The sequence below is a fragment of the Flavobacterium sp. GQ95 genome, from assembly GCF_059758655.1.
The window spans coordinates 13,818-40,750 of record NZ_JCAXEB010000009.1; the positions used below are offsets into that span (position 1 = coordinate 13,818).

General features: G+C 31.6%; 28 protein-coding genes and 1 pseudogene. 11 read left to right on the top strand and 18 right to left on the bottom strand.

All coding sequences use genetic code 11. The features are described from left to right. Positions 1-106 precede the first annotated feature (106 nt). The 4 genes from AC6CH4_RS17055 to hemN all read left to right on the top strand — a co-directional run bounded on the left by AC6CH4_RS17055 (position 107) and on the right by hemN (position 3,070). The gene (locus AC6CH4_RS17055; RefSeq protein ID WP_056185789.1) at positions 107-529 is read left to right on the top strand and encodes a DoxX family protein; all 423 of its coding nucleotides are present in this window, start codon (positions 107-109) and stop codon (positions 527-529) included. Positions 530-651: 122 nt separating this feature from the next. Continuing rightward, on the top strand, positions 652-999 hold the full coding sequence (locus tag AC6CH4_RS17060) for a hypothetical protein (RefSeq protein WP_498105050.1): 348 nt from the start codon (positions 652-654) through the stop codon (positions 997-999). Positions 1,000-1,109: 110 nt separating this feature from the next. Next, complete coding sequence (locus AC6CH4_RS17065) at positions 1,110-1,580, top strand: hypothetical protein (RefSeq protein ID WP_498105052.1); 471 nt, start codon at positions 1,110-1,112, stop codon at positions 1,578-1,580. A gap of 125 nt (positions 1,581-1,705) precedes the next feature. Then, a complete protein-coding gene (hemN, locus tag AC6CH4_RS17070; RefSeq protein WP_498105054.1) occupies positions 1,706-3,070 on the top strand; it encodes an oxygen-independent coproporphyrinogen III oxidase in 1,365 nt (454 codons plus the stop codon). Here hemN and AC6CH4_RS17075 read toward each other — a convergent pair. The 8 genes from AC6CH4_RS17075 to AC6CH4_RS17110 all read right to left on the bottom strand — a co-directional run bounded on the left by AC6CH4_RS17075 (position 3,067) and on the right by AC6CH4_RS17110 (position 11,686). Continuing rightward, positions 3,067-3,768: a sulfite exporter TauE/SafE family protein gene (locus AC6CH4_RS17075; RefSeq protein WP_498105056.1), complete on the bottom strand. Its 702-nt coding sequence runs from the start codon at positions 3,766-3,768 to the stop codon at positions 3,067-3,069. The genes hemN and AC6CH4_RS17075 overlap by 4 nt on opposite strands. 6 nt (positions 3,769-3,774) lie before the next feature. After that, positions 3,775-4,224: a FixH family protein gene (locus tag AC6CH4_RS17080; RefSeq protein ID WP_498105058.1), complete on the bottom strand. Its 450-nt coding sequence runs from the start codon at positions 4,222-4,224 to the stop codon at positions 3,775-3,777. Between the two features lie 13 nt (positions 4,225-4,237). After that, positions 4,238-5,656 carry a cytochrome c oxidase accessory protein CcoG gene (gene ccoG, locus AC6CH4_RS17085; RefSeq protein ID WP_498105060.1) on the bottom strand — a complete coding sequence of 473 codons (1,419 nt, stop codon included), beginning with the start codon at positions 5,654-5,656 and terminating at the stop codon, positions 4,238-4,240. 5 nt (positions 5,657-5,661) lie between these two features. Further along, positions 5,662-6,600 carry a cbb3-type cytochrome c oxidase N-terminal domain-containing protein gene (locus tag AC6CH4_RS17090; RefSeq protein ID WP_498105062.1) on the bottom strand — a complete coding sequence of 313 codons (939 nt, stop codon included), beginning with the start codon at positions 6,598-6,600 and terminating at the stop codon, positions 5,662-5,664. Between the two features lies 1 nt (position 6,601). Next, entirely contained in the window at positions 6,602-6,796 is a 195-nt protein-coding gene (locus tag AC6CH4_RS17095) for a CcoQ/FixQ family Cbb3-type cytochrome c oxidase assembly chaperone (RefSeq protein WP_498105064.1), read from the bottom strand. A 4-nt stretch (positions 6,797-6,800) separates the two neighbouring features. After that, the gene (gene ccoN / locus AC6CH4_RS17100) at positions 6,801-8,990 is read right to left on the bottom strand and encodes a cytochrome-c oxidase, cbb3-type subunit I (protein WP_498105066.1); all 2,190 of its coding nucleotides are present in this window, start codon (positions 8,988-8,990) and stop codon (positions 6,801-6,803) included. 2 nt (positions 8,991-8,992) lie between these two features. Further along, on the bottom strand, positions 8,993-9,184 hold the full coding sequence (gene ccoS, locus AC6CH4_RS17105; protein WP_498105068.1) for a cbb3-type cytochrome oxidase assembly protein CcoS: 192 nt from the start codon (positions 9,182-9,184) through the stop codon (positions 8,993-8,995). A 114-nt stretch (positions 9,185-9,298) separates the two neighbouring features. Next, entirely contained in the window at positions 9,299-11,686 is a 2,388-nt protein-coding gene (locus AC6CH4_RS17110) for a heavy metal translocating P-type ATPase (RefSeq protein WP_498105070.1), read from the bottom strand. Positions 11,687-11,887: 201 nt separating this feature from the next. On the opposite strand from AC6CH4_RS17110, the gene AC6CH4_RS17115 reads away from it, so the two are divergent. Beyond that, positions 11,888-12,568, top strand: coding sequence for a Crp/Fnr family transcriptional regulator (locus AC6CH4_RS17115; protein ID WP_498105072.1), 681 nt, complete (start codon positions 11,888-11,890; stop codon positions 12,566-12,568). Here AC6CH4_RS17115 and mazG read toward each other — a convergent pair whose 3' ends face one another. From mazG to def, 3 genes are all read right to left on the bottom strand, one after another. Further along, the gene (gene mazG, locus AC6CH4_RS17120) at positions 12,569-13,339 is read right to left on the bottom strand and encodes a nucleoside triphosphate pyrophosphohydrolase (protein WP_498105074.1); all 771 of its coding nucleotides are present in this window, start codon (positions 13,337-13,339) and stop codon (positions 12,569-12,571) included. A gap of 98 nt (positions 13,340-13,437) precedes the next feature. After that, the gene (locus AC6CH4_RS17125) at positions 13,438-13,923 is read right to left on the bottom strand and encodes a DUF5606 family protein (RefSeq protein ID WP_498105076.1); all 486 of its coding nucleotides are present in this window, start codon (positions 13,921-13,923) and stop codon (positions 13,438-13,440) included. Positions 13,924-13,990: 67 nt separating this feature from the next. After that, positions 13,991-14,581, bottom strand: coding sequence for a peptide deformylase (def, locus tag AC6CH4_RS17130; RefSeq protein WP_498105078.1), 591 nt, complete (start codon positions 14,579-14,581; stop codon positions 13,991-13,993). 200 nt (positions 14,582-14,781) lie between these two features. Here def and AC6CH4_RS17135 point away from each other — a divergent pair, with 200 nt between their 5' ends. Continuing rightward, complete coding sequence (locus AC6CH4_RS17135; protein WP_498105080.1) at positions 14,782-17,004, top strand: FUSC family protein; 2,223 nt, start codon at positions 14,782-14,784, stop codon at positions 17,002-17,004. A 39-nt stretch (positions 17,005-17,043) separates the two neighbouring features. Here AC6CH4_RS17135 and AC6CH4_RS17140 read toward each other — a convergent pair whose 3' ends face one another. Together AC6CH4_RS17140 and ruvX are read right to left on the bottom strand one after the other, a co-directional pair. Next, positions 17,044-18,543 (bottom strand): malate:quinone oxidoreductase, encoded by a 1,500-nt coding sequence (locus tag AC6CH4_RS17140; protein WP_498105082.1) that lies wholly within the window; start codon positions 18,541-18,543, stop codon positions 17,044-17,046. A gap of 121 nt (positions 18,544-18,664) precedes the next feature. After that, positions 18,665-19,081 carry a Holliday junction resolvase RuvX gene (ruvX, locus tag AC6CH4_RS17145; RefSeq protein ID WP_310282202.1) on the bottom strand — a complete coding sequence of 139 codons (417 nt, stop codon included), beginning with the start codon at positions 19,079-19,081 and terminating at the stop codon, positions 18,665-18,667. A gap of 240 nt (positions 19,082-19,321) precedes the next feature. Here ruvX and AC6CH4_RS17150 point away from each other — a divergent pair, with 240 nt between their 5' ends. Next, positions 19,322-20,137, top strand: coding sequence for a 2,3,4,5-tetrahydropyridine-2,6-dicarboxylate N-succinyltransferase (locus tag AC6CH4_RS17150; protein ID WP_056185853.1), 816 nt, complete (start codon positions 19,322-19,324; stop codon positions 20,135-20,137). Positions 20,138-20,220: 83 nt separating this feature from the next. Here AC6CH4_RS17150 and AC6CH4_RS17155 read toward each other — a convergent pair whose 3' ends face one another. Further along, positions 20,221-20,973: a glycosyltransferase family 2 protein gene (locus tag AC6CH4_RS17155; RefSeq protein ID WP_498105478.1), complete on the bottom strand. Its 753-nt coding sequence runs from the start codon at positions 20,971-20,973 to the stop codon at positions 20,221-20,223. Positions 20,974-21,100: 127 nt separating this feature from the next. Here AC6CH4_RS17155 and AC6CH4_RS17160 point away from each other — a divergent pair, with 127 nt between their 5' ends. Then, positions 21,101-22,165, top strand: a complete 1,065-nt coding sequence (locus tag AC6CH4_RS17160; protein WP_498105084.1) for a glycosyltransferase family 9 protein — start codon at positions 21,101-21,103, stop codon at positions 22,163-22,165. 19 nt (positions 22,166-22,184) lie between these two features. Next, entirely contained in the window at positions 22,185-22,961 is a 777-nt protein-coding gene (locus AC6CH4_RS17165; protein WP_498105086.1) for a glycosyltransferase family 2 protein, read from the top strand. Here AC6CH4_RS17165 and AC6CH4_RS17170 read toward each other — a convergent pair. Both AC6CH4_RS17170 and AC6CH4_RS17175 read right to left on the bottom strand, forming a co-directional pair. Continuing rightward, complete coding sequence (locus tag AC6CH4_RS17170; RefSeq protein ID WP_498105088.1) at positions 22,939-23,706, bottom strand: Kdo domain containing protein; 768 nt, start codon at positions 23,704-23,706, stop codon at positions 22,939-22,941. The genes AC6CH4_RS17165 and AC6CH4_RS17170 overlap by 23 nt on opposite strands. Positions 23,707-23,901: 195 nt before the next feature. Beyond that, on the bottom strand, positions 23,902-24,603 hold the full coding sequence (locus tag AC6CH4_RS17175) for a hypothetical protein (RefSeq protein WP_498105090.1): 702 nt from the start codon (positions 24,601-24,603) through the stop codon (positions 23,902-23,904). A 221-nt stretch (positions 24,604-24,824) separates the two neighbouring features. Here AC6CH4_RS17175 and AC6CH4_RS17180 point away from each other — a divergent pair, with 221 nt between their 5' ends. Both AC6CH4_RS17180 and AC6CH4_RS17185 read left to right on the top strand, forming a co-directional pair. Further along, positions 24,825-25,292: a hypothetical protein gene (locus tag AC6CH4_RS17180; RefSeq protein WP_498105092.1), complete on the top strand. Its 468-nt coding sequence runs from the start codon at positions 24,825-24,827 to the stop codon at positions 25,290-25,292. Next, positions 25,250-25,705, top strand: coding sequence for a WaaS/CpsH family glycosyltransferase (locus tag AC6CH4_RS17185; RefSeq protein WP_498105093.1), 456 nt, complete (start codon positions 25,250-25,252; stop codon positions 25,703-25,705). The genes AC6CH4_RS17180 and AC6CH4_RS17185 overlap by 43 nt, the downstream gene beginning before the upstream one ends. Before the next feature lie 162 nt (positions 25,706-25,867). Here AC6CH4_RS17185 and AC6CH4_RS17190 read toward each other — a convergent pair. Continuing rightward, positions 25,868-25,999, bottom strand: a pseudogene (locus tag AC6CH4_RS17190) (aminotransferase class V-fold PLP-dependent enzyme); the annotation flags it as partial. 1 nt (position 26,000) lies between these two features. Continuing rightward, positions 26,001-26,879 carry a hypothetical protein gene (locus AC6CH4_RS17195; protein ID WP_498105095.1) on the bottom strand — a complete coding sequence of 293 codons (879 nt, stop codon included), beginning with the start codon at positions 26,877-26,879 and terminating at the stop codon, positions 26,001-26,003. Positions 26,880-26,933 lie beyond the last annotated feature (54 nt).

The following is a 26,933-nucleotide window of genomic DNA, read 5'->3' on the forward strand; positions in this document are numbered from 1 at the left end:
TAGAATAGGTTAAATAAAAAGTAAAAAACTTATTTACAGCTACTTAAAAATAAATATATCATTAAAAATTAGTAACTTAGTATATTATTTTTAATCACGTAGTATCATGGAAAATGTAAAAAGTTTGAATAAATGGGCAAATTCGCACACTTATTTACCAGTAGATTTAGTACGTATTGTATTGGGTGTTTTTTTGTTTATGAAAGGAGTTTCGTTTGTAACCAATGCTCAATATTTACATGATTTAATTTCTCCTATTGATCAATATGGAGGCGGAATGTTTCTTTTACATTATATCGCCCCAGCCCACATGATTGGAGGAATTATGATTGTTTTTGGGCTACTCACCCGCTGGGCAATTGCAGCCCAATTACCTATTCTTTTTGGTGCTATACTTGTAAATTTTATGGGACACATGCATTCTGAAAGTTTAATTTTAGCAATAATTGTATTGTTACTTTGTATCTTCTTTTTATTTTATGGAGGAGGAAAACACTCCGCTGATTATTACTTCAAAATGCAGCAATAATAAATATTTTTATCCTCAACTAACTCAGTAAAAGTTGAGGATAAAACAATAAAAACTACTTTTAAGAAGTAATTAGCATTCTAAATTTCTTTAATTGTGTTTTATGAACTAAATTCGCAACCATGAATTGGATTCGTAAAACCGTTATTTTTGTATCACTTTTGATCATTGCCTTTTTTGCATCTCAAGAAAGCGATGCTGCTATGCAAAAAAACGAAAGCCAAAAGACGGAAACCAATTTCTCTAAAGATTATACAGATTCCCTTGCTTTTATACAGCCTCAGGCAAGTTATCAATTTGCTGCAAACATCAAAACAAACCATCCCAGTATAATTAAATGGTTTGATTCTTTATTAATTGTTATTCCGCAACATCAGGTTGCTGAATCAGCATCAAACTTTGCAAATCAATTCTCGACCCAGAGCAAGAAAGTCTTATTAATGCTCTACCCTTTCCATTTTTTTTGGTAGATAAATACATGAAAATTTAGCCCGAAGAATTTATTTCTTTATAAACAATTGAACCGTTTTCCGTCTGAAAACAGTTTACTATTTCATATTATTTATCAAAATTCAAAAACATGGAAACAAGTGTAACCATAATTGGTGTTGTGATTGCGATCATAGTAACCATTCCAATATATTTTTCTGCACGAACGAGCGCTGCAAACAAAACTAAAATTCTAAATATTAAAAAGAAATTCAATCCAACACATCCGGAAGATTTTGATTTAACGGAGTCTCAAAGCAATAAAACGCTTACCATAGACCAAAAACATAGAAAATTCATTTTGATGAATTTTAATCCAAATCAACAAGAATCAACATTTGTTGATTTAAAAACCGTTTCGTCCTGCAAATTAATTTTGACTAGTGATGGAAATTCAGATACCATTCTAAAAATTGATTTTGAATTTCAGGATAGAGAAACCTCTAAAAAAATTACAATTCCATTCTATGATTTTGACGACGATCGCATCAAACAAATTAGCGCGTACCAAGATCATATGTTTGCCAAAAAATGGCTTAAAATCATTCAGGATTCTATTTAATGTTAGTTATTTAATTCAGGGAAGAGGCTCATAATGAGTCTCTTTTTTTTGTTTTCAAGTATGATATTTGTCATTTTATGTCTTAGTATGAAGAAGTAATTTTGATAAATCCAAAATACTTTTTTATGAAAATCTCATTGATTCAGAAATACAATGTTCCAGGTCCAAGATATACCAGTTATCCAACAGTTCCATACTGGAATGAAGCTGAATTTTCACAGCAGAAATGGGTCGAATCATTTCAAAAAGCCTTCTCAGAAAGTAATTCTCAAAACGGTATTAGTTTATATATTCATCTGCCATTTTGCGAGAGCATGTGCACTTTTTGTGGCTGTAATAAACGAATAACAAAAAATCATTCTGTCGAAGAAATTTATATAAAAGCACTTTTAAAAGAATGGAGTTTATATTGTAGGTTATTACCCGAAAAACCTTTTGTAAAAGAAATACACTTGGGTGGCGGCACTCCAACCTTTTTTTCAAAAAACAACTTAGAACACCTTATTAATGGTATTTTTTCTTTTGCGAATAAGGCTGATAAATACGAATTTAGTTTTGAAGGACATCCTAATAATACAACTTATGAGCAACTTCAAAAGTTATATGATTTGGGCTTTCGCCGGGTAAGTTTTGGCGTTCAGGATTACGCCGAAAAAGTTCAGAAAGCGATTAACAGAATTCAACCTTTCCACAATGTAGCAAAAGTAACTTTTTGGGCTAAAGAAATTGGCTATACTTCTATCGGTCACGATATCATATTTGGCCTTCCATTTCAAACTATCGAAGATGTTGTTGATACTGTTGAAAAAACAAATTCTTTAAAACCAGACCGATTAGCTTTTTACAGCTATGCACACGTGCCCTGGATTAAAGGAAATGGACAACGTGGATTCAATGAAGAGAACCTTCCTAAAGATGCTGAGAAACGAAAACTATACGAAACAGGAAAGCAATTACTTTCTAAAAATGGTTACCAAGAAATTGGAATGGATCATTTTGCTTTAAAATCTGATAGTTTATACAAAGCGTCAGAAAATAAAAGTTTGCATAGAAATTTCATGGGTTATAGTGCTTCAAAAACACAACTAATGATTGGTTTAGGAGTTTCTTCTATCAGTGACAGCTGGTATAGTTTTGCTCAAAACGCTAAGAACTTAGAGGATTATTACCAATTATTAGAATGGGATAAATTACCTATTATAAAGGGTCATATTCTAAATGAAGAAGATTTGATTATCCGAAAACATATTCTAAACTTAACTTGCGAATTTGAAACTTTATGGACAAAAGAAAGTCTTTATTTTAACGATCTTGGAAATGTAATTTCTGATTTAAGAGAGCTAGAAAAAGATGACTTAATTGTAATTGAAGAGAATAGAATCACAATCACTGAAGCCGGACGACCATTTGTGCGAAATATTTGTATGGCTTTTGATTTACATTTAAAAAGAAAATCACCGGAAACGAATTTGTTCTCGATGACCGTTTAATGGCAATTTGGAGTCGCCTGCACAAACAAACTCATATTAGAAGGTGAAACGTAAGGAATTCCTAAACCAAGGCCTCTAAGGATAAATAAAGCACCAATAATCACCGCAACGTAAGGAATTGCCTTTTGAATTTTATTTCGAAAGGGTAGTTTTATTAAAGAGTGAATATAAACCACGATTGTCATTAAGGGTATAGTTCCTAATCCAAACAACAACATATACAAAACACCAAAACTCGCACTCTGCATAGCGATTGCTCCAAATAAAGCAACGTAAACCATTCCGCATGGCAAAAATCCGTTTAATAATCCAATTGTAAAAAGTGATTTATAACTTCTATTTTTAAATTGATTCCCTAAACGTGATTTAATTCTTGAAATGACTTTATAAACAGGTTTTGAAAAATTATATCTTGAAAAAACTTTCTCCGGAATCAAAACTGCAATAATCATAGCCACACCAATAAAAATTGACATTTTCTGTTGTAGTCCAGCCAGGAAAAAACCTTTTCCTAACAATCCAAAAATCAATCCGATTGTTGCGTAAGCAGTTAATCGACCTAAATGATAAGTCACAATTTGAATGACTTTTTTAGCTTCATTCTGATGATCTACCGGCAACATCATAGCAATTGGACCACACATTCCGATGCAATGCAAACTACTGATTAAACCTAATATAAATGCAGAATACAACATTTGTAATTAATTTACGTAAATAATCTCTTTAGTTAAATACTTTGTTCCATTATACTGCCACTCCATATTGACATCCCAACGACCTTTAACCAATTTATTTTTTGGAATTAACAAAGCTGAATTAGTCAACGCAATTTGAGTATTGAAATCAAACTTCTTATTAGAAGGACGATACAATAAAATATTTCCTTTTATTTTATCACTTTCAAAAGTAGCAGGAAAAACAACTTTTACGCCTTCTTCACTATATACAATTGAAGGTTTCTTTTGTAAATCATGTGCATTTTGAATACGCACCATTTCCTCCTGAAAATGCGAGTCGTGTTTATAATATTCTTCAACGACTAAATCATTATCATATTTACTATTAGATTGTACTTCAAATACAAAGTATAATATAAAACTCATGAATAATGCAAAAGCAATGACAATTCCGGTTCCCCAATTTATTTTCATAGTGGTATTATTTTTAATTAAAACTTCGTGGACCTAAAAAATTCGTTGTGGTAGTTTCAAGCAATTTCTTGCCATTGTAAACGCCAATTTTAACTTTAGTTTTATCACTTTCTAAAAGCACTTCATTAATTTCTATAAACAAAGTTCCTTGGGAAATACCTTCTTTTTGTATTTTGAAATGTTCTTTTCCAACATTTTTAATTTCACCTTTCTGATCAATCAATTCAAAATGAATATCATTGTAATCTTTCATTGTTTTGTTCACGATTTTATAAGTATAAACATTACTTATTTTATCACCTTTATGCTGGAATAATTGACCTGGTAAACGCAGAATGATCGCTTCAACGTTGGTTCGTAAAAATAACATTCCAACAAAAACACTTAACAAAATGAATAAAACAGCTGTATAACCTTTCATTCTTGCTGTGAATTTAAAAGGTTCTTTCTTTACTATTTCATCTTCTGAAGCATAACGAATAAGTCCTTTAGGCAAACCAACTGTTTCCATAATTGCATCGCATTCATCAATACAAGCTGTGCAATTTGTACATTCTAACTGAGTACCATTTCTAATATCAATTCCCATTGGGCAGACATGCACACATTGATGACAATCGATACAATCTCCCTTTCCAGTTGTTGCTCTATCTTCTTTTTTATTAAACTTGGCACGACCTTCTTCTTTTTCTCCACGTACAAAGTCATACGCAACATTTATCGATTTATTATCTAAAAGCACACCTTGTAATCTACCATATGGGCAAGCAATTATACAAACCTGTTCCCTAAACCAAGCGAAAACAAAATAAAAGACACTTGTAAAAATTAATAGTGCTACAAAATTGCCGGATTGTTTAATTGGTCCTTCTTCAATCATTAAAAATAATGCATCGCTACCAACTAAATAGGCTAAAAAGACATTTGCGATACCAAAAGAAATTAGAAAAAAAACAGTCCATTTAATAAGTCTCTTTCGGATTTTCTCTGCATTCCACTCTTGTCTCGATAAACGTGATTGTGCGCCACGGTCACCATCAATCCAATATTCAATTCGACGAAAAACCATTTCTAAAAAAATAGTTTGAGGACAAATCCAACCGCAAAATATTCGGCCAAAAACAACTGTAAACAAAATAATAAATACAACACCAACAAGCATTGATATGACAAAAAGATAAAAATCCTGTGGCCAAAAAGGAAAACCAAAAATATTAAAACGACGCTCCATTACATTGAACATCATAAATTGGTTACCATTTACTTTTATAAAGGGATTTGCTATTAAAATAGCCAATAAAACATAACTGATAATTTTTCGATAATCATAGAACTTACCAGACGGTTTTTTAGGGAAAATAAATTTTCGATTACCGCCTTCATCAATAGTTCCGATGGTATCTCTAAAAGCTTCGTCTGGTAAATTTGACATGATTATTATTTTTTAACTTCTGTACTATCTTTTGATTTAATTCCTGCATCCTTTTTTGCTGCAGTTTCATCTATCCAAATTTCTCCTTCAGGTTCTTTTGGATCTTTAGGTCCGCTTCCCTGCAAAGACAAAATATAACTTGCCACTTTCTGAATCTCTTTTGGCTTCAAACCATTGGTTTTCCAGGAAACCATTCCTTTACCATCACGTCCTCCATTTGTTATAGTATGGAAAACATTTTTAATTCCTCCACCTAAAATCCAATGATCATCTGTTAAGTTTGGGCCAATTTGTCCTCCACCATCTGCTCTATGGCAAGCAGCGCAATTAGTTGTGAAAATTTCTCTACCAGCTTCTAAACTTTCCTTGTCTGTTAACAAAACAACAGTTTTTTCATCCATTAAATCCGGAGCAGTTTTTAAATACTCATCTACATCAATTTTTGCCTGTGCCATTTCTTTTTTAAGCTCCATTTCCTGATTATCGGCTCCAAAAATTTCGAAACGGGCAAGATAAATAACACTAAAAATTATAGTGATATAAAACAAATACACCCACCATGGAGGCAAATTGTTATCTAATTCTTTAATTCCGTCATAATCATGATGCAGTAACAAATCGCCTTCTTTTTCAATTGGCTGTGTTTTAGTAAGCTTCTGCATCAGATCTTTAAACCAGGTACTCTCTTTTAAACTCAAACTATTTTCATAATCCAATTTTGCTTTTTCTTCAGGAGTCATCAATTGATACATGACACGATTAACTGCATTCAAAGTAATTTCGATAGCAATCAGAATAAATAGAAATACAAACAGGAAAACAGAAACCATTGGATACTTAATAAAAGCTGGCTTATCTCCAGAATCTATACAATATTCCATCAAAGCAAAACCAATGAAAAAAAACAATGGTACTCTTACATATGCCGGGAAAAACTTTTTCATTTTATTTATCTTTTGAAGTTACACCAAGTCCTTCATTTAAAGGGATTTCGCTCATTTCCTGAATTTTATCTTTTTTATAGGAGAATACCCAAAAGCCTAATCCCACAAAAAAGGAAAAGAAAATTAAGAGAGACAGAATCGGGTAAATTTCTATACCCGATATATTCTCCATATTGTGTTTTATCTGTTCAAACATGGCTTTATTTTTTAGCAGTTTCTTTTACTTTAATATCAGTTCCAAGTCTCTGTACATAAGCAATCAGAGCAACAATTTCTCTTTCATTCATTGGAACAAACTTCTCACCTTTTGCAGCTGCCTTTTTCTTACTGTCTTGGTAACTTTTTACAAAATCAGGATCATTTTCTAAACTCTTCTCTATTGATAAAGCCTGCGTTCTCAATGTTTTTTGAGCATTTGTAATTTCATCTGCTGTATACGGAACACCTAGTGAAACCATGGCCTGCATTTTCTTTTGGGTCAATGACAGATCCATTGCTTCGTTATCAAACAACCATTTATAACCCGGCATGATCGAACCTGCTGAGGTACTTTGTGGATTCCAAAAATGATTAAAATGCCAATTATCATTATATTTTCCACCAACTCTTAGTAAATCCGGACCAGTACGTTTTGATCCCCATAAAAATGGATGATCATATACAAATTCGCCAGCCTTAGCTTGTGGTCCATAACGTTCAACTTCGCTTCTAAAAGGGCGAACTGATTGTGAGTGACAACCTACGCAACCTTCTCTAATGTATAAATCACGTCCTTCCAATTCTAAAGGTGAATATGGTTTTACGCTTGAAATTGTGGGAATGTTTGATTTCACCATAATTGTTGGCACTATTTGAATAACACCTCCAATTAAAATAGCGACTGTTGCCAGAATGGTTAACTGAATTGGTTTTCTTTCTAACCAGGTATGGAATTTTTCACCATTAAGCCTATTACTGCTTATTCTTTGTAATGCTGGAGCCTGAGCTAGTTCATCTTCAATAGTTTCGCCTGCTCTTATCGTCATTATAATGTTATAAACCAATGTCAGCATCCCAATCAGATATAAGGTACCTCCAATAGCTCTCATCCAGTATAAAGGCATAATTGCCGTAACTGTTTCAAGGAAGTTTCCATAAGTTAAAGTCCCATCCGGATTAAATTGTTTCCACATAGAAGCTTGTTGAAAACCTGCTACGTACATTGGTAATGCATATAAAATGATTCCTAAAGTTCCAATCCAGAAATGGAAATTGGCTAATTTCTTTGAGAATAAAGTACTTTTTGTCATTCGGGGAATCAACCAATAAATAATACCAAAAGACATGAATCCATTCCACGCTAAAGCACCAACATGTACATGTGCTATAATCCAGTCTGTATAGTGTGCAATAGCATTTACATTTTTTAAAGAAAGCATCGGCCCCTCGAAGGTTGCCATTCCGTAACCTGTAATTGCCACAACAAAGAATTTCAAAACCGGTTCTTCACGAACTTTATCCCAGGCACCTCTTAAAGTTAAAAGCCCGTTGATCATACCTCCCCAGGATGGAGCAATAAGCATTATTGAAAATACAACTCCTAAATTCTGAGCCCAGTTTGGCAAAGCGGAATATAATAAATGGTGAGGACCAGCCCAGATATAAATAAATATCAGAGACCAAAAGTGAATAATAGATAATCTGTAAGAATATATAGGTCGATTTGCTACCTTAGGAATAAAATAATACATCAACCCTAAAAACGGAGTTGTAAGGAAAAATGCAACAGCATTGTGGCCGTACCACCATTGTACTAAAGCATCCTGAACACCTGCATAAACTGAATAACTTTTTAAAGCCGAAACTGGCAATTCAATATTATTGAAAATATGCAAAACTGCAACCGTTACGAAAGTGGCCAAATAAAACCAAATTGCAACATATAAATGCCTTTCTCTTCTTCGCAACATTGTACCAATCATATTGATCCCCATTACTACCCAGATTAATGCAATTGCAATATCAATAGGCCATTCTAACTCTGCATATTCTTTTGAAGAAGTATAACCTAATGGTAATGTTATTGCTGCCGCAACGATAATTAACTGCCAACCCCAAAAATGCAGGTTACTTAAAAAGTCACTAAACATTCTGGCCTTCAGCAATCGTTGAAGCGAGTAATACAAACCTGCAAAAAAGGCATTACCTACAAAGGCAAAAATAACAGCATTTGTATGTAACGGTCTTAGTCTTCCGTAACTCAGCCATGAAATCCCATCAGTCATGTTGGGAAAAAGGTACATGACCGCCAGGGTCAGTCCCACTAACATACCTACTACTCCAAAAAGGATAGTGGCATAAATGAATTTTTTTACAATTTTGTTGTCGTAATAAAACTGTTCCATTTCCATAATTATACTTGTTTTTCTTCGGTTGGTGAATTATTATTCTGAGAAGTAATTTTGATTTCATCGTCAAAAAGCATTCTGACTGAAGGCGTATAATCATCATCGTATTGTCCAGATTTGACAGCGATGATAAAGGCAATGAAGAAGCCGATTGCTACGAAAATACTAACTGAAATTAATATATAAATTACACTCATACCCTAAATTTATGTTAACAAAATTACTCGCTTACAGGCATTTAAAATATGATAATTATCATAGTGAAAGAGTTATGTTAAATTTAGTAAAAAAAGATTTACAATTATCTATATTCATTTTAAATTACTGTTGCTGAAACAGTTAGACATCAACGTTACAAAACTCACAATGGTGATTGTACTTAAAGGCATAATAATCGCTGCCACTAAAGGAAGCAAATTACCAGTAATGGCAAAAGAAAGACCTACTACATTATAAAGCAGCGATAAAACAAAGCTCATTTTGATAATCAGAATAGATTTTTGAGATAATTTTAAAAAATAATCTAATCGGGAAAACTCACAGGCATCCAATATCGCGTCACATGCGGGCGAAAAAACATTGACATTTTCAGAAATAGATATTCCAACATTACTTTGTGCCAAAGCACCGGCATCATTTAAACCGTCGCCAACCATCATTACATTTTTTCCTTTTATCTGTAAATTTTTAATGAACTCCAATTTCTCTTCCGGCTTCTGATTAAAAATAAATTCAGTGTTCTTTGGTAAAATTGTTTCAAGATTAGCTCTGTCTCCATCATTATCTCCGGAAAGTACTTTTAACTGGTAATTTTTACTAAGTGTTAAAAATAACGTTGCGAGGCCATCTCTATATTGATTTTGAAAATTAAACTGTCCATAATACACATTATCAATTTTAATGTGGAGTGCCGTTTTTTCCGCTTCTCCAGCATTCAAATCTGAACTGCCAATAAATGAACCTGAACCGATTTGAATTGTTTTATTCTCAATTGAAGCTAAAATCCCCTTCCCTGTTATCTCTTCAAAATCAATAATTTTAATTCTTCTTGATTCAGGCAGAAAGTCATATAACATTCTGCTTAAAGGATGATTTGAAGCACGCAATACATTTTTGATAAGTACATAATCCTCCTCAGATATAGTATTCCCTTCATAAACAATATTCGATTTTTTATTCGTTGTTATTGTCCCGGTTTTATCAAAAACTATGGTATCAACTTTGGCAAATTGTTCAATGACCAATGCATTTTTAAGATACATTTTCTGCCTGCCCATAATTCTCAAAATGTTTCCAAAAGTAAATGGTGCTGTAAGTGCAAGAGCACATGGACAGGCAACGATTAGTACCGCAGTAAAAACATTAAAAGCAGTATTAGCATCAATAAAAATCCAATAACCAAATCCTGCAAAAGCAATTAATAATAATATAGGAGTAAAATAACGGCTAATTTTGTCTGTAATCGTTTTGTATTTTTGATTAACATTTTTTTGAAAAATTTCATTGCTCCACAACTGTGTCAGGTAACTCTGTGAAACAGAATGTACTACTTCCATTTCGATCACTTTCCCGATTTGTTTTCCACCAGCAAATACCTTGTCTCCTGATTTTTTAGTTATTGGTATTGCTTCTCCAGTAACGAAACTATAATCAATTTCCGCTTTTTCACTAATTAAAATACCATCAACCGGAATCAGTTCCTGATTTCTAATTAGTAATCTATCACCTTTTATAACATCATAAATTGGCAAACTTTCTTCTGAGGCATCAGCGTTAATTTTAGTAACAGCAATTGGAAAATACGATTTAAAATCTCTTTCGAAACTCAAAAAACTGTAGGTTTTAATTTGAAACATTTTTCCTAGTAACATAAAGAAAACCAACCCCGTCAAACTATCAAAAAAACCAGACCCATAGTTCATGATAATATCAAAAGTACTTCTTACAAACATTACAATAATCCCTAAAGCAATTGGGATATCTATGTTCAGCATTCGTGATTTGATGCTTTTATACGCCGAAATGTAATAACCACTTGCAGAATACAAAAAGCTTGGCAATGCTAATAAAAATATTAAAATTCTAAAAAAAGGTTTATAGTTGTCCAACCAAAATTCCTTTATTTCGAAGTACTCCGGAAACGATAACAACATAATATTTCCGAAACAAAAAAAAGCAACTCCAAGTTTATAAGTCAAACTTCTGTCTACATTATTTTTGCCTGTTTCGTAGTTCTCTAAACTAATATAAGGTTCATACCCAATGGAACTTAAAAGATAAACAATAGACTTGAGTGAGATAAGATCTGAATTATAAGTAATTCGGACTCTCTTTTCAGGAAAATTAACTTGTGAGGTACTAATTCCGTTTTGAATGCGGTTTAGATTTTCGAGGATCCAAATACAAGAACTGCAATGAATATGAGGAATATTTAAAGAAACAATAGCCGTATTTCTTTCTTGAAATTCTAATACTTTTGAGAGAATAGATTCATTCTCTAAAAAATCATATTTACCCTGAATATCTTGCGGGGTGGCACCGGGCGATTTTTCAAAATCATAATAACAAGTCAAATCATGAAGACTGAAAATTTCATACACCGTTTTACATCCATTACAGCAAAACATTTTGTTATCAAAATTGATTTCTTCATTTTTAGAAATGGACAAGCCACAATGAAAACAACCTTGCTCGTTCATAATTTGTTTTTTTTAACTTTTGCAAAGTTTATAAATTGCAAAAGACTATAAATATGATATTTATCACGTTTTAATAAATTATGATTCTAATTTAGGAAATAAAAAAAGGCAAATTACCGTCGTATATTATTTCTTGTCTTTTTATGTAATTATTATGCTTTAAGAGATGAATAATGGTTAATTTTGAATAAAATTTTTGTAATGAATAAATGTGATCAGTGCATCGTGCGACAACTAACTTCTTTACAAGCCTTAAATAAAGAAGAAGTAATAAAATTAGCCAATAGCAAAACCACTTATAAAATAAAAAAAGGTGAAGCTATTTTTGAAGAAGGCGAAGTAACGAATGGTGTTTTTTGTATAAAAGACGGTGTTGGTAAACTTTCTAAACTAAGTGCTAACGGAAAAGACCAGATTGTAAAACTGGTTAAATCAGGAGAACTTCTAGGTCAGCGCTCTATGATTAGTAACGAGCCTGCCAATTTAACTGCAAAAGCGGTAGCCGATATGGAAGTTTGCTTTATTCCAAAATCTGATATTATTGGCTTTTTTAATAACAACAATCAATTTTCTATGAAATTGATGCAATCTGTTTGTGAAGATTTGAAAGAATCTGAAAATGACAAAATTGCTTTAGTACAAAAAACTGTAAAACAAAGACTGGCCGAAACTTTACTTTACTTACATGACTTTTTTGGAGTAAATGAAGACAAGACATTAAAAGTACAATTAACCAGAGAAGAACTAGCCGGAATGATAGGAACTGCTACAGAAAGCTGTATCCGTTTATTATCTGACTTTAATAAATTAGGATTGGTCGAGTTGGTTGGCAAAAAGATTCTGCTAAAAGATGTAAAAGCATTAAAGAAAATAGCTGATTAACTATAGTTTTTTAGCTTCATTCCAGAATACATCCATTTCTGCTAATGTCATATCCATTAATGGTTTTCCTAATTCGCCTGCTTTACTTTCTAAATACTGAAAACGCTTAATGAATTTTTTATTGGTTCGCTCTAAAGCGTCTTCCGGATTTACATTTAAAAATCGGGCATAATTGATCATGGAGAACAAAACGTCTCCAAATTCGGCTTCAATTTTATCCTGATCACCAGCTTTAACTTCTTCTTGTAATTCTTCCAGTTCTTCCTGAACTTTATCCCAAACCTGATGCGGTTCTTCCCAATCAAAACCAACGCCTTTTACTTTATCCTGAATTCTACTGGCTTTTACCAATGCAGGCAAACTTCTTGGAACACCTTCTAACACTGATTTTTTACCTTCCTTCAATTTTAATTTCTCCCAATTTTGTTTGACTTCTTCCTCATCTTTAACAACAGTATCACTGTAAATATGAGGATGACGATGAATTAGTTTATCACAGATTTCATTACATACGTCAGCTATATCAAAATCATTGGTTTCAGAACCTATTTTAGCATAAAACACAATGTGTAAAAGCAAATCTCCTAATTCTTTTTTTACTTCATTTAAATCATTATCCAAGATAGCATCTCCTAATTCGTAAGTTTCTTCAATCGTTAGATGTCTAAGTGTCTGCAAAGTTTGTTTTTTATCCCAGGGACATTGCTCACGAAGTTCATCCATGATAATTAATAATCTTTCGAAAGCTTTTAGTTGAAGTTCTTTGCTCATTTTTGAAGTTTTTTTGGTTGAAACCGAATGGTGTAAAAGTAAAAAATCCTGTCAAGAAAACATCTTAACAGGACTACTATATTTGAATGTAAAAATTACTATTCTTCTTTTTTAGCTTTTGCTTTTTTAGCAGCCGGAGCTTTTTTTGGTTTTTCTTCAGCTACCGGATCTTCTTCAGCAGTTTCTACCGGAGCAGGCGCTAAATCAGTAACCAAACCTTTAGCTTCAAGTGTATTGTACCAGTTTAATACTTTTTTAATATCTGAAGGATAAACTCTTTCTTCATCATATTCCGGTAAAATTTCTTTAAAATAAGCGGTCAACTTTGCATTATCTTCTTTATGAGAAATAGCCTGACCTTTGTTTTCTTTAACAGCAATGCGTTGCATTACTTCTGTTAAAGGTTTTTCGCCTTCATATGTATAAATTGAAATCTCTGATAATAAACTTACATTACTTTTTAAGTTTACTGTGATTTTTTTTCCGTCTGTTAATGATTCTGCCACAAAACCTGTACGAGTTTGCACTTTCAATACATATAAACCCGGTTTCCCAGAAATGGCTAAAATTTTATCTAAATTCATGTTTATTAAAATTAGTATTAAGAATTTCTTTTTATATTTTATTATGTTCTAATTTTCCTAAGAACAATTATCTTCCTTTTTTAGCGGCAGCAAATTTCATTCTGTACTCTTGAAAAGTTTTACCTTCAGTAATGTTTTTCAATTTCTTTTGAATCAAACGTTTTTTCAAAGAAGATATTTTATCAGTAAACAAAACACCTTCAATATGGTCATATTCATGTTGAATAACTCTTGCAATCAAACCATCAAAAACCTCTGTTTTCATTACAAAATCTTCTTCACAATATTCAATTGTAACAGTTGGTTTTCTGTAAACATCTTCACGAACATCAGGGATACTTAAGCATCCTTCGTTAAAACTCCACTCTTCTCCTTCTTCTTTAACAATTTTAGCATTGATAAAAGTTTTTTTAAAACCTTTTAAATCTTTCTGCTCATCAGACGGTAAATCTTCATCATCGCTAAAAGGAGTCGTATCAATAACAAACAAACGAATCGCTATACCTACCTGCGGTGCAGCAAGTCCAACACCGTAAGCGTTGTACATGGTTTCATACATGTTTGCTATTATTTCTTTTAAGTTTGGGTACTCTGGCGTAATTGCCTCGCCCACTTTTCTTAAAACAGGATCACCATATCCTACAATTGGTAAAATCATTTGTATTAATTTATGTATTATCTACTGAAAACCCTGAATTTAATTCCCATAATTCAGCTGGCAAAAATAGTAAAAAATAGTCAATGAATAATTCTAAACAACATATTAAATCGTATTTTTTGCCTGTCTGTTAAAATCTCAGCTATAATTATGCCAAATTAATTCGTACAATTCTTACCTTTGTTAGTAAACCTTACTATATGTTTGATCGCATCTCGAAATTCACGAACAGTACTTCTTTTTTAAATGCCTCTAAAGTAACCATTGCTTCTGTTGTACCTGTGCTGATTTTGAACTTTTTAGGTCATTTTGAAATAGGCTTTACTATTGCCCTTGGAGCTTTTTACACCTATCCGAGTGATATTCCAAGTTCATTGAGTCATAAAGTAAAAGGATTAATTGTTGCCTCATTAATAGTTTCGGGAGTCAATTTATTAGTTAATCTTGCTTATCCATATCCATTTTTGTTTTATCCTTTTCTAGGATTTTTATTGTTTTTATGTTCTATGATTTCAGTTTATGGGCAACGTGCGACATTGGTATCATTTTCTGCATTATTATCCATCTCATTATCATTTGGACATTTACACACGGGTTGGGAAGCTTTTGAATACTCGGGATTTATTTTTATTGGAGGAATTTTATACCTGATTGTTGCCCTTGTTTTTCATTTCATACAACCTTATAAATATATTGAGTTACAAATTGCTGAAGGCATAAAACTAACTGCAAAATATTTAAAGTTGAGGGGTGACTTATGGAACCCTGAAGCAAATCGACAAACCATTATTGAAAAACAGTTAGCTGTTCAGGTTGAATTAAATTTGATTCATGAAGATTTAAGAAAAATGCTAATTGGCAACCAAAACACTTCTGCCGCTAGTGCGCAAAATCGAAAAATGTTATTGGTTTTCATCACTTTGGTGGAGATTCAGGAACTTGCTTTGTATACATCATTTGACCACAGCAAACTTCATGAAAAATTTGCCAAACATCCTGAAGTGCTTCGTACCTACCAAAACGTGGCTTATAAACTGGCTTCAACTTTAAAAAAACTCTCTAAAAACGTTCATCATATTGCTGTTTACGTAGATAAAAATGATTTAAAAAACGAATTGGATGCACTAGAATTTGCCATTTTTGACTATGAAAAAAAATTAGGAAAAGAAGAAGCTTCAGAAGGTGTTTTGATGTTGACCAATATGCTGAAATATGCCAAAAATCAAGTTGGTAAAATCAAAATTATCCAACGTGCTTTTTCACTTGCCATGCAGTCTTACAAACTAAAAGACAAAGATAAAGAGCTGGAAAAATTCCTGACACCTCAGTATTATCCTTTGCGTACTTTGACAGAAAACTTAAGTTTTTCATCTTCGATTTTCAGGCATTCTTTAAGATTAACGATTACTATTTTAATTGGTTTTTTGATCGGAAAAATTCTTCCGTTTCAAAATGTTTATTGGATTTTGCTGACTATTGTTGTGATTATGCGACCTGGCTATGGGCTTACAAAAGAACGATCTTATAATAGAATTTTCGGAACTATATTGGGAGGTTTATTAGCTTTCGGAATTGTATCAGTTGTTCAAAATCACGTTGCATTGAGTATTTTTTCTATTGTTTGCATGCTTCTTGGAATCTCATTTACACAAATCAATTACAAAATCAGTGCGACTTTTGTAACAATGTATGTTGTTTTCATTTATGGAATTTTGACTCCGGATGTGGTTGAAGTAATTCAGTTTCGAATTTTAGATTCACTCGCAGGCGCTATTTTAGCATTTTTAGCCAATCAGTTTTTATGGCCGGCCTGGGAATTTATAAATACACCAATCCATATTGAAAACGCAATTAGGGCCAATAGAAATTACTTAAAAGAAATTGCTGATTATTATAATAAAAAAGGAGAAGTTCCAACTTCTTACAGGCTCTCCCGAAAAAATGCTTTTGTAGAAATTGGCAATTTGATGACTTCGTTTCAGCGCATGATGCAGGAACCAAAATCGAAACAAAAAACATTGCCATTGGTCAACAAATTAGTGGTTCTAAATCATTCGATATTGTCTGCTTTAGCTTCTTTATCAACTTATATTCAATCGCATCAAACTACATCTGCATCAGAATCATTTAATTATATTATAAAAACCATTTTATCCAATTTAGATCAGTCGATTTCTATCTTAAAAAATGAAACCATTATAAAAGACACTTTTTTTGATAAAGAAGATGTGACACTGCAATTTGAAGAACTTAAACGCAAAAACTTTACACGCTTGGCCACAGATGAAGATCTGGATAAAGAAACGCGTCAGGCTAAAATGCAGGAAGCGCAAATGGTTATTGAGCAATTGATATGGATGAGTAATCTGGCTGAAAAGATTTTAAAAATAACAAAAGAGCTAAAAGCAACAAATCCAGATTAATTCATCTGGATTTGTTGCTTTTATAATAGAAAATTAAGTTTAATTATTTTTTAATTTCAAAACTTCAGAAGTATGTTTTCTAAGTTCTGCCAAAAGTTCTGGTTTATCGTTTAAAGTCTGACCGTAAGAAGGAATCATATTTTTCATTTTTGCTTCCCATTCCGGTGTTTTAATCTGATTTGCAAAACATCTGCCAATTAAATCAATCATAATTGAAACAGCAGTTGAGGCTCCGGGAGAAGCTCCTAATAAAACTGCTAAAGTTCCATCATGTGTATTAATTACTTCTGTTCCAAATTCTAAAACTCCACCTTCTTTTTCATCTTTTTTGATTACCTGAACACGTTGCCCGGCCTTTTCTAATTTCCAGTCTTTAGATCGTGCTGAAGGTAAGTATTCACGTAAAGCAGCCATTCTGTCTTTTGGTGATTGACGAACTTGCTCAATTAAATATTTAGTCAATGGAATATTATGAAATCCCGCTGACAACATTGGAATTAAATTATTAGCTTTTATAGACAATGGCAAATCCAGATAAGATCCATTTTTTAAGAAACGAGTTGAAAACCCGGCGAATGGTCCAAAAAGCAATGCTTTTTCTCCATCAATTACACGAGTATCGATATGCGGAACAGACATTGGAGGTGCTCCAACACTAGCTTTTCCGTATACTTTTGCCGCATGTTTAGCAATAACTTCCGGATTTGTACATTTTAACCACTGTCCGCTTACCGGAAAACCGCCGTAACCATTTCCTTCAGGCACATTTGCTTTTTCTAACAATGGCAATGAGCCTCCACCAGCTCCAATAAATACAAACTTAGTATAGGCTTTTCTAACTTTACCAGTATCTAAATCTGTAATTTTAATGCGCCATGATTTGTCTTCACGCTGTTTTAATTTCTTTACTTCGTGATTAAAAAACAAAGATACACCATCAAGTTTTTCAAGATAATTAAACATACTTCTGGTTAAAGCACCGAAATTTACATCGGTACCAATTTCCATGTGAGTAGCAGCTAATTTATCGCTGGCTTCTCTGCCTTCCATTACAAGCGGCATCCATTTTTTTAGTTGCTCAAAATCTGTACTGAATTCCATTTGAGAAAAAATTGGATTGCTTTGCAAAGCCTCAAAACGTTTTTTAAGATATTTAACGTTTTTATCTCCCCAGACAAAACTCATATGAGGAACACTTTTAATAAAATTATCAGGAGACGGTACTTTATTCTGTTGTACTAAATATGACCAAAATTGACGAGAAACCTCGAATGATTCTGCAATACTTATCGCTTTTTTAGGATCAATACTTCCGTCTGCCTTCTCGGGAGTGTAATTTAATTCACAAAAAGCAGAATGTCCTGTGCCGGCGTTATTCCAGGCATCTGAGCTTTCGGCTGCAGCGACATCAAGTCTTTCGTAAATTTCAATTTTAATATCAGGTTGTAATTCTTTCAAAATTACTCCAAGAGTGGCACTCATAATTCCAGCTCCAATGAGTACTACTTCACTATTTGAACGTATTGTTTCGTCAGGCATAACAGTATTTTATTTAAAATGCAAAGGTACTTTTTATAATTGCAAAAAAAAACTAATTTTCTATGATAAAAGTTATGTTTTTCTTAAAAAGAAAATGAAATACGACTAATAAAAGATGCTTTTAAAATCTTTTAGAAGATAAATAATCCTGAAGCATAATTGTTGCCGAAATTTCGTCAATCAATCCTTTATTTTGACGCTGTTTTTTACTCAAACCACTATCAATCATGGTTTGAAATGCCATTTTAGAAGTAAAACGTTCATCTACACGAACGACTTTCATATCTGGGAAGATATTGGAAAAATGAGTTACAAAACCTTTAACAATTGAGGCACTTTCAGATGGCTGACCGTTCATTTGTTTGGGTTCGCCAATTAAGACTGCTTCTACTTTTTCTTTTGCAAAATAATCTTTCAAAAAATCAATCAAGGTGTTTGTTGGAACTGTTGTTAAACCAGAAGCAATAATTTGCATTTCGTCAGTAACGGCAATTCCGGTGCGTTTTTGTCCGTAGTCTATAGAGAGAATTCTTGGCATTTTGTAATTTTTGACAAAGATAACTATTTTAATTTTCCAATTTTAAGCAACAACAGAAACGTAACTTTTGAAAAATTGAAATTCAATTTTTCCCTGAAATAAATATTTTAAACATTAATCCATAAGACACAAAAATTATTTATCAAATTCAAAACAAAAAGTTACATATATAACATTTTCAAAAGGTTTTACTTTTCTGCTTTTCCACAAATACGTTATCTTTGCCAAAAATTAAAACTTATGAATTCTTTACAGACTATAATTGAACAAGCTTGGGAAAACAGAGCTTTATTACAAGAAACTACTACAACTGATGCCATTAGAGAAGTTATCGAATTGGTTGATGCAGGAAAATTACGTTGTGCCGAACCAGTTGGAGACAAGTGGCAAGTAAACGAATGGGTTAAGAAAGCAGTTGTAATGTATTTCCCAATTCAAAAAATGGAAACATGGGAATCCGGTATTTTTGAATATCACGATAAAATGTTGCTAAAAAGAAATTATGCTGAAAAAGGAATTCGTGTAGTACCAAATGCCGTCGCACGTTACGGAGCTTATATTTCAAGCGGTGTTATTTTGATGCCAAGCTATGTAAATATTGGTGCCTATGTTGACGAAGGTACTATGGTTGACACGTGGGCAACTGTTGGTAGCTGTGCTCAAATTGGTAAAAACGTTCACTTAAGTGGTGGAGTTGGAATTGGTGGAGTTTTAGAGCCATTACAAGCCGCTCCGGTTATCATTGAAGACGGTGCTTTTATTGGTTCTCGTTGCATTGTTGTTGAAGGTGTTCACGTTGGTAAAGAAGCTGTTCTTGGTGCTAACGTTTGTTTGACTGCTTCAACAAAAATCATTGATGTTACTGGTGATGAGCCTGTTGAAATGAAAGGTTTTGTTCCTGCACGTTCAGTTGTAATTCCAGGAAGTTATACTAAAAAATTCGCTGCTGGTGAATTCCAGGTTCCATGTGCCTTAATTATAGGTACTCGTAAACCATCTACAGATTTAAAAACGTCATTAAATAATGCGCTTCGTGAGTACGATGTTGCAGTATAGATTTTAAAAAATCTAATATTATAAATTCCAAATTCCAATCATTATCAATTGGGATTTGGAATTTTTTATTTGGAATTATTTTTTTATTTGGAATTTTTCTTCTGAAGCTTTAAAAGCTTAGCATATTTCATATAAGAGAAAAAACTTTGAATCATTGCAATTGATAATCCGTCGATACCGTTAAAGATTCCTTTCTTAAAAAAGTAACAGCGAATAAAAGATACGGTTCCGTTTAAAACTGGTTTAAAACCATTTATTCTTTTTCCCTGATCGTATAATTGTTGGGCATGCCAGCCAGAATATTGGTTCTTCTTTGCAATTATCTGATCTAAAGAATCCCATCCGTAGTGTAATATATGTACGGCTACTTTCTTTTCATTTTGAGTAATTATCTTTTGATGCACTATTGAATCTGAAGGGTGTGCAGTTTGTTTATTAAAAAAACGAACTTTATGATCCGGGTACCAGCCTGAGAAATCAATAAGTTTATCAGCCAAAAAGTTTTTCACCCTAAAACTAAAAGCGTCATGATTTCCTTCCAGATATTTTTTGTTCAGTATAAATTGCTCTGCATCGGCATCCAGAAACTCATCAGCATCCAGATTTAAAATCCAGTCATTTTTACAATATGGTAATCCATGTGTACGCTGGGGTCCATCTCCAAGAAAAGCTTGTTCAATAACAATGGCTCCTTTTTGTTTTGCAATTTCAACTGTACGGTCCTTGCTAAATGAATCCACAATAATTACTTCATCACAAACTTTTAATAAAGCATCAATGCATTTTCCTATATTTTTTTCTTCATTGAAAGTAATAACCAAACCACTAATTTCCATTGCAAATTTTAATTTATTAGCCACAAAAATATAACTTTTTTAATTTAGTTTGCTCTTATTCTGCTTATACGATTGCGCACTTCATAAAATAGTTTGTAATTTAGCCCTCAAATTGAATTGTAAATAAATGAGAATATTAGTCATTCAGCAGAAGAGAATTGGAGACGTATTAACCAGCACTATAATTTGTAATAACTTAAAAACAAAGTTTCCTGATTCGGTGATAGATTATATGTGTTATCCTAACTCTATTGATGTATTAAAAGAAAACCCAAATATTGATAATATAATTCCTTTAACCAATAAGGTAAGAAAATCAATCCCTTCCTTATTTAAATTTATTTTTGAGATTCGAAGCAAAAAATACAATGCTGTTATTGACGTCTATTCGAAATTGGAGACTAATCTGATTACCTTATTTTCAGGCGCAAAATATAAAGTATCGTATCACAAATGGTATACTAAAATATTCTACAATTATACTTATAAACGTTTTGACGCAATTGAGTCAGAACACGGTCTGGCGATTGAGAATAGATTATTACTTTTAAAACCATTCATTTCAGAAAAAATTACAGATGTAAAGCCAAAAATATTCTTAAAGGAATCTGAAATTAATGATGCTCAAAACCTTCTAAAAACCTATAATATAGATAATGAAAAACCATTAATTATGTTTGGAATTTTAGGTAGTGAAGTTTACAAAACATATCCATTGGAAGGAATGGCAAAAATTATAGATTTTACTGTCGCTAAAACCAATGCGACTATAATATTTAATTATATTCCCGACCAAAAAGAACAAGCTCTTGAGGTTTATAATTATTGTACTGAAGAAACAAAAAAACACATTGTTTTTGATTTATACTGTACAGAATTAAGACCTTTTTTAGCATTGCTTTCTCAATGTGAAATGTTGATTGGAAATGAAGGCGGTGCCGTAAATATGGCTAAAGCACTTGATATTCCGACTTTTTCAATATTTACACCTTCTGTTAGAAAAGAAACCTGGCAATTATTTGAAAACGAAGCCAAAAACGCTTCAATTCACTTAAAAGATTTAAAACCTGAAATCTACGAACAACATACAGAGCAATACATAAAAGAACATACTTTTGAATACTACAATGAGTATCCTTTGGCTCTAATGCTCGAAAAATTAGAGACTTATTTTCAAGAATATAAAAATTGAAAAAAGTAAAAACTATCCAATGAGTGCTAGCGAAAAGCAAAAGTTATCCGTTTTAATTATTACGCTTAACGAGGAGCTTCATATCAAATCACTACTTAATGACATCGATTTTGCTGATGAGATAATTGTAATAGATTCTTATAGTACTGATCGGACGGTTACCATCATTGAATCATTCAAAAATATAAAAGTGATTCAAAACCAATTTGTTAATTATACAGCACAGCGTAATTTTGCTATAGATCAGGCACAAAATTCATGGATTTTATTTATTGATGCTGACGAAAGATTATCGCCGAATCTAAAAGCTGAGATTATAGCTACGATAAATAAAAAAAATGCTGCCAACGCCTATTTGATTTACAGAACTTTTATGTTCAAAAACAAAAAACTACATTTTAGCGGATGGCAAACTGATAAAATTTTCCGACTTTTTAATAAAACAAATTGCAGATACGACCAGAATAGAATGGTACACGAAAAGTTAGTAGTTAATGGACCAATTGCAACTTTAAAAAACAAAATCATTCACTTCTCGTATACTTCTTATGAAGATTACAAAGCAAAAATGCACCGTTATGGAATTCTAAAGGCTAGTGAAAAACAAAAAAAAGGACAGAAATCATCTTATTTACTAATGATTTTCCATCCTGTTTATACTTTTTTATATCAATTTTTAATTCGTTTTGGTTTTTTAGACGGCTCAAAAGGAATTACAATATGTTATCTAAATGCTTATAGTATCTTTATTCGATATAAAGAACTTAACCGTCTTACTTCTTCTTCCAGAATTTAAGTTTCTTCTTTAAGCGCTTTTTTCGGTAAAACTGCTCCTGAAAATCAGCAGTATACTTCCATAAGGTTTCAAAAGTTTTTTGCTCTGTTTCCGGATATAATTTTGCGTATTCATTGCTCATCACAGCAACCATTTCTTTTATTGGAGTTAAACGACGCAGATTTTTCATACGCTGTTCAAAAGTTAATGATGAATGAAATTCCATTCGGTTTAAATCAACCAAAAAGAAATCATAACTTCCATCATTATTCTTTTTGATTAAAGTATTTCCAGGAGAATGATCTATAAATTCAATTCCTTTTTCGTGAAGTTCAAAACTAAAACGGGTAAACTGTCTTAAAATATTGTCATGATCAGGATAATCCGGAATTTCTACAAGCTCTCTATAAGTCAAATCACATTGCAACTGTTCGCTTACGTAATAACTATCTTTTAATCCTACAATATTAAAATTTTCAAGAAATGCAATTGGTTCCGGGGTACCTATTCCTTTTTCCAGTAAAATTGTAGCGTATTCAAAAGATCTTCTCGCTTTTGATTTTCTAAAATATCTATAAGCTATTTTATTAATAAGATTTGGAATTTTAAAAGATTTGATATTGATTGTTTTACCATTCAGATCAAATAACTTAATAACATTACGTTGTCCATCAGCAAAAACAACTCCTGTTTTATGAAAATTTTTAATGTTTTCATGAACAGATGAAGCTGCATTGGTAAAAATGGGGTTTATTTTAAAATTCATTTACTTTCTTTTATATCAGCAAAAATACGCATTGAATTTAACACTTCAAATTAATATTTTCTTTTCATAACAATTCGATTGTAGTAAATATCATTTCAAAGATTTAATTTTTATTCTGAAATTAAAACATAAAAAAACCTATTTCACATCTGGAAACAGGTTTTTTTATTAAACTAATCTTTTTAAAAATATATTTTAATTGTTGGCATAAACACTGACTTTAAAAGATGTCATCTGGTCGTTCCAGGTAATATCACTAGGAAAACGATTTGTCATTACATAATCACCTAGATTTCTAATATAAAGCACTCCATTTATAGAAGATGGACCATTAAAACTATATGATCTTCCCTGATAATTTTGATCTCTAAATAAAGTAACGACATATGATGTATTAGATAAATTTAATACCATTTCAAATGAAGATAGTCTATCATTAAAACTATAAGTACCGATATCCGGGACATTCAAACCAAGTACATCTACATCAAAAGGTATATTTCTTCCACCTCTATCAATATTTTCATATAAGAAAATTTGACCTACTGCTTCAGCTGTTTTTGCTGTTTCAGATTTAGAAAAAACATTGCTTTTCGCATTTAAACTTTTATTTAAATCATTATAATTATCATAAAATTCAAGACTACCATCCTGACGTTCAAAAGTGGCTAATTCTGGTAACTCTTGTATTTTTTTGTACAAACTATTAACAGCAGGATTATCAAGAACTAGCGTTTTTTTACTAGAATCATATGAAGAAGAATACACTTTTCCTTCATATGAAAATGTAAGAATATCATTCCCTTTAATACTAGCTTCCCTAGAAGCATTTTCATTGTCGTTAGTACACGATAAAAGAGTACCTAAAATTGCAATACAAAATAGTGCTTTTTTCATTTTTTGGTTTTTTTTTAAAGATTAAACTTATTTTTATAAGCGCAAATGTAAGTTTATTTTTAAAAAATAAAAATTTATGAAGTAAAATTTAATAAAAAATATAATTTCTTTTTGTTTTCATAACATAAACAAAATTAAAAAAAATCTTACTAATTCTATTACAGTTTTAAATTGTTATTTATTTCTTAATTTCGTCGCAACATTTCAACTTAGATTTCAACATGCGCATAACATTAATAAGTCTCGACAACTGGGGTCTCAATACACATATTGCATTAACTCTGGAAAAACAAGGGCATTCTGTACAGCATATCGATTTTAATGCTTTTAAATTCAAATATCCATCTGTATTTCATAGAGCTTACAATTTTATTTTAAAATCTTTTTTTAAAACAAATTTGAAGCATCTGCATTATGGAAAAAATATCATAAAACAGTTACAGAAAAATGAAGAAATTCAAGATGTAATTTTGACTATAAAAGGCGATTTTATTGATCCTAAGAGTATTTTGGAATTTAAAAATTATACTAAAAAATCAATCGGATTTTTTAATGATAATACTTATCGTTGTCCTAAAATTAAAAGAGTTCTTCGCTGTTTTGATGAGTTTTTTCTTTTGAGAAAGATGATTGCAAGAAATTCGACTTGGAATTTGCACCAAACTGGATTTATAATTCAAAACCTTTAATATATACAGATTCTTATTTTGAATATGATGTTTTCAATATAAGTTCAATCAACAGAAGATTGCCAATTTTAATGCGAATCGCCAATGAATTGAAATCTAAGGAAATAAGATTCAAATTTATTATTTACGATAAAAAGCATAAAGCAACTGATGACACTATTACGTACATCAATCAACACATGCCTTTATCTGAAGTAAATGATTGTATCAGTCGTTCAAAAGTACTTTTAAACATTAACAGAATTGACCAAATTGGTTTGACTTTTAAAGTTTTTGAAAGTCTTGGTTTAGGCAAAAAGCTAATTACAACAAACTCAGATATTAAAAATTACGACTTTTATAATCCGAATAACATTCTTATTATCGACGAAAATAATCCTGTTGTTCCTATTTCTTTTTTCAAAAATAAATAGGAAAAAATACCAGATTCCATTTTTGAAAAATATACTTTAGAAGGCTGGGTTAACAATGTTATCTTTCAAAAAAAAGTAATCGAAAAACACTTTTAAAGTTAAGCAATAGCATAAATTTATACGCACTGCCACAATAAAATTAACTGGAGTTTTTTTGTGCTAATCGATTTCTGTTTTACGAACAGGCTGAACCGTATCTGAGTGAAATAAGACATTATAATGTTTGCAAATTACACTAACTCTGCCCAAATCTAAAATGGTTTCTGTCTCGTTATTGACATGCATCAAACTCACATCACAATTGTCTTTTTTTTAATAAGAATTTCAGCCATTGTCCGAAATTCTTCAAGTAAATCTTTAAGTTAGAGACATGTAATCTTTTTTCATTTTCAATAATCTCTTTTATTTGAGATATATTTTTAGTTGAAAAAAATGCTAATTTCTTCCATCTTTTAGGTTGTAAATAATAAAAATCCTTATAATTTTTATAATTATTTTCATTTACAACAAGCCATTTGTCCAAAAATCCTTTATCTACATCTACATTATGCCCCCAATTCTCAAACTTAAAACGTAAATCTTCTTCTGTTCTTGACAACGATTCATGTAAAACAATGTTGTTTGTATAGATCTGACGTCCCTTAATTCTTCGTCCGTTTTTATAATTAGGGTAATTTGTAGCAAAAATTGCTTTTAAAGGTTTATCCACATATAAAATACCTTTTTCTGTATACTTATAAAGCATTACCCAAAATGCACAAATTTGTATTGGATTTTTTTCCGGATTAATAAGATAGGAATCGTATTTTCTTAAATCTGAAACGAACTTTTTAAAATCAACAAAATACTCATCACAGTCTACTTGAATAATCCAATTTCCTGTTCCCATTTTTTCAGCAAGCATTTTTCTCTCTCTAATTTCGCATTGCATTGTAGTTAAAGTCGGAACATAAAAATCATCCTCATAAACAACTACTTTTTTATCGATATCAAAAATTCTAATCCACTCAAAAAAAGATTCATCAATACTAAAAGTACCACCATTCCATGTGTTTCTATTTTTATCAATGGCTATGAAAACTGCATCTGCATCATTATACACTGTTGGTAGTGAGGTTTTTAACAACTCATAATCATATGAAACGAGATAGCCAACCTGAATTTTTCCTATCATTGAAGCTTTTATAAAATTTGTTGCAATTTAGTAATTAATATCTATTTTTACCCC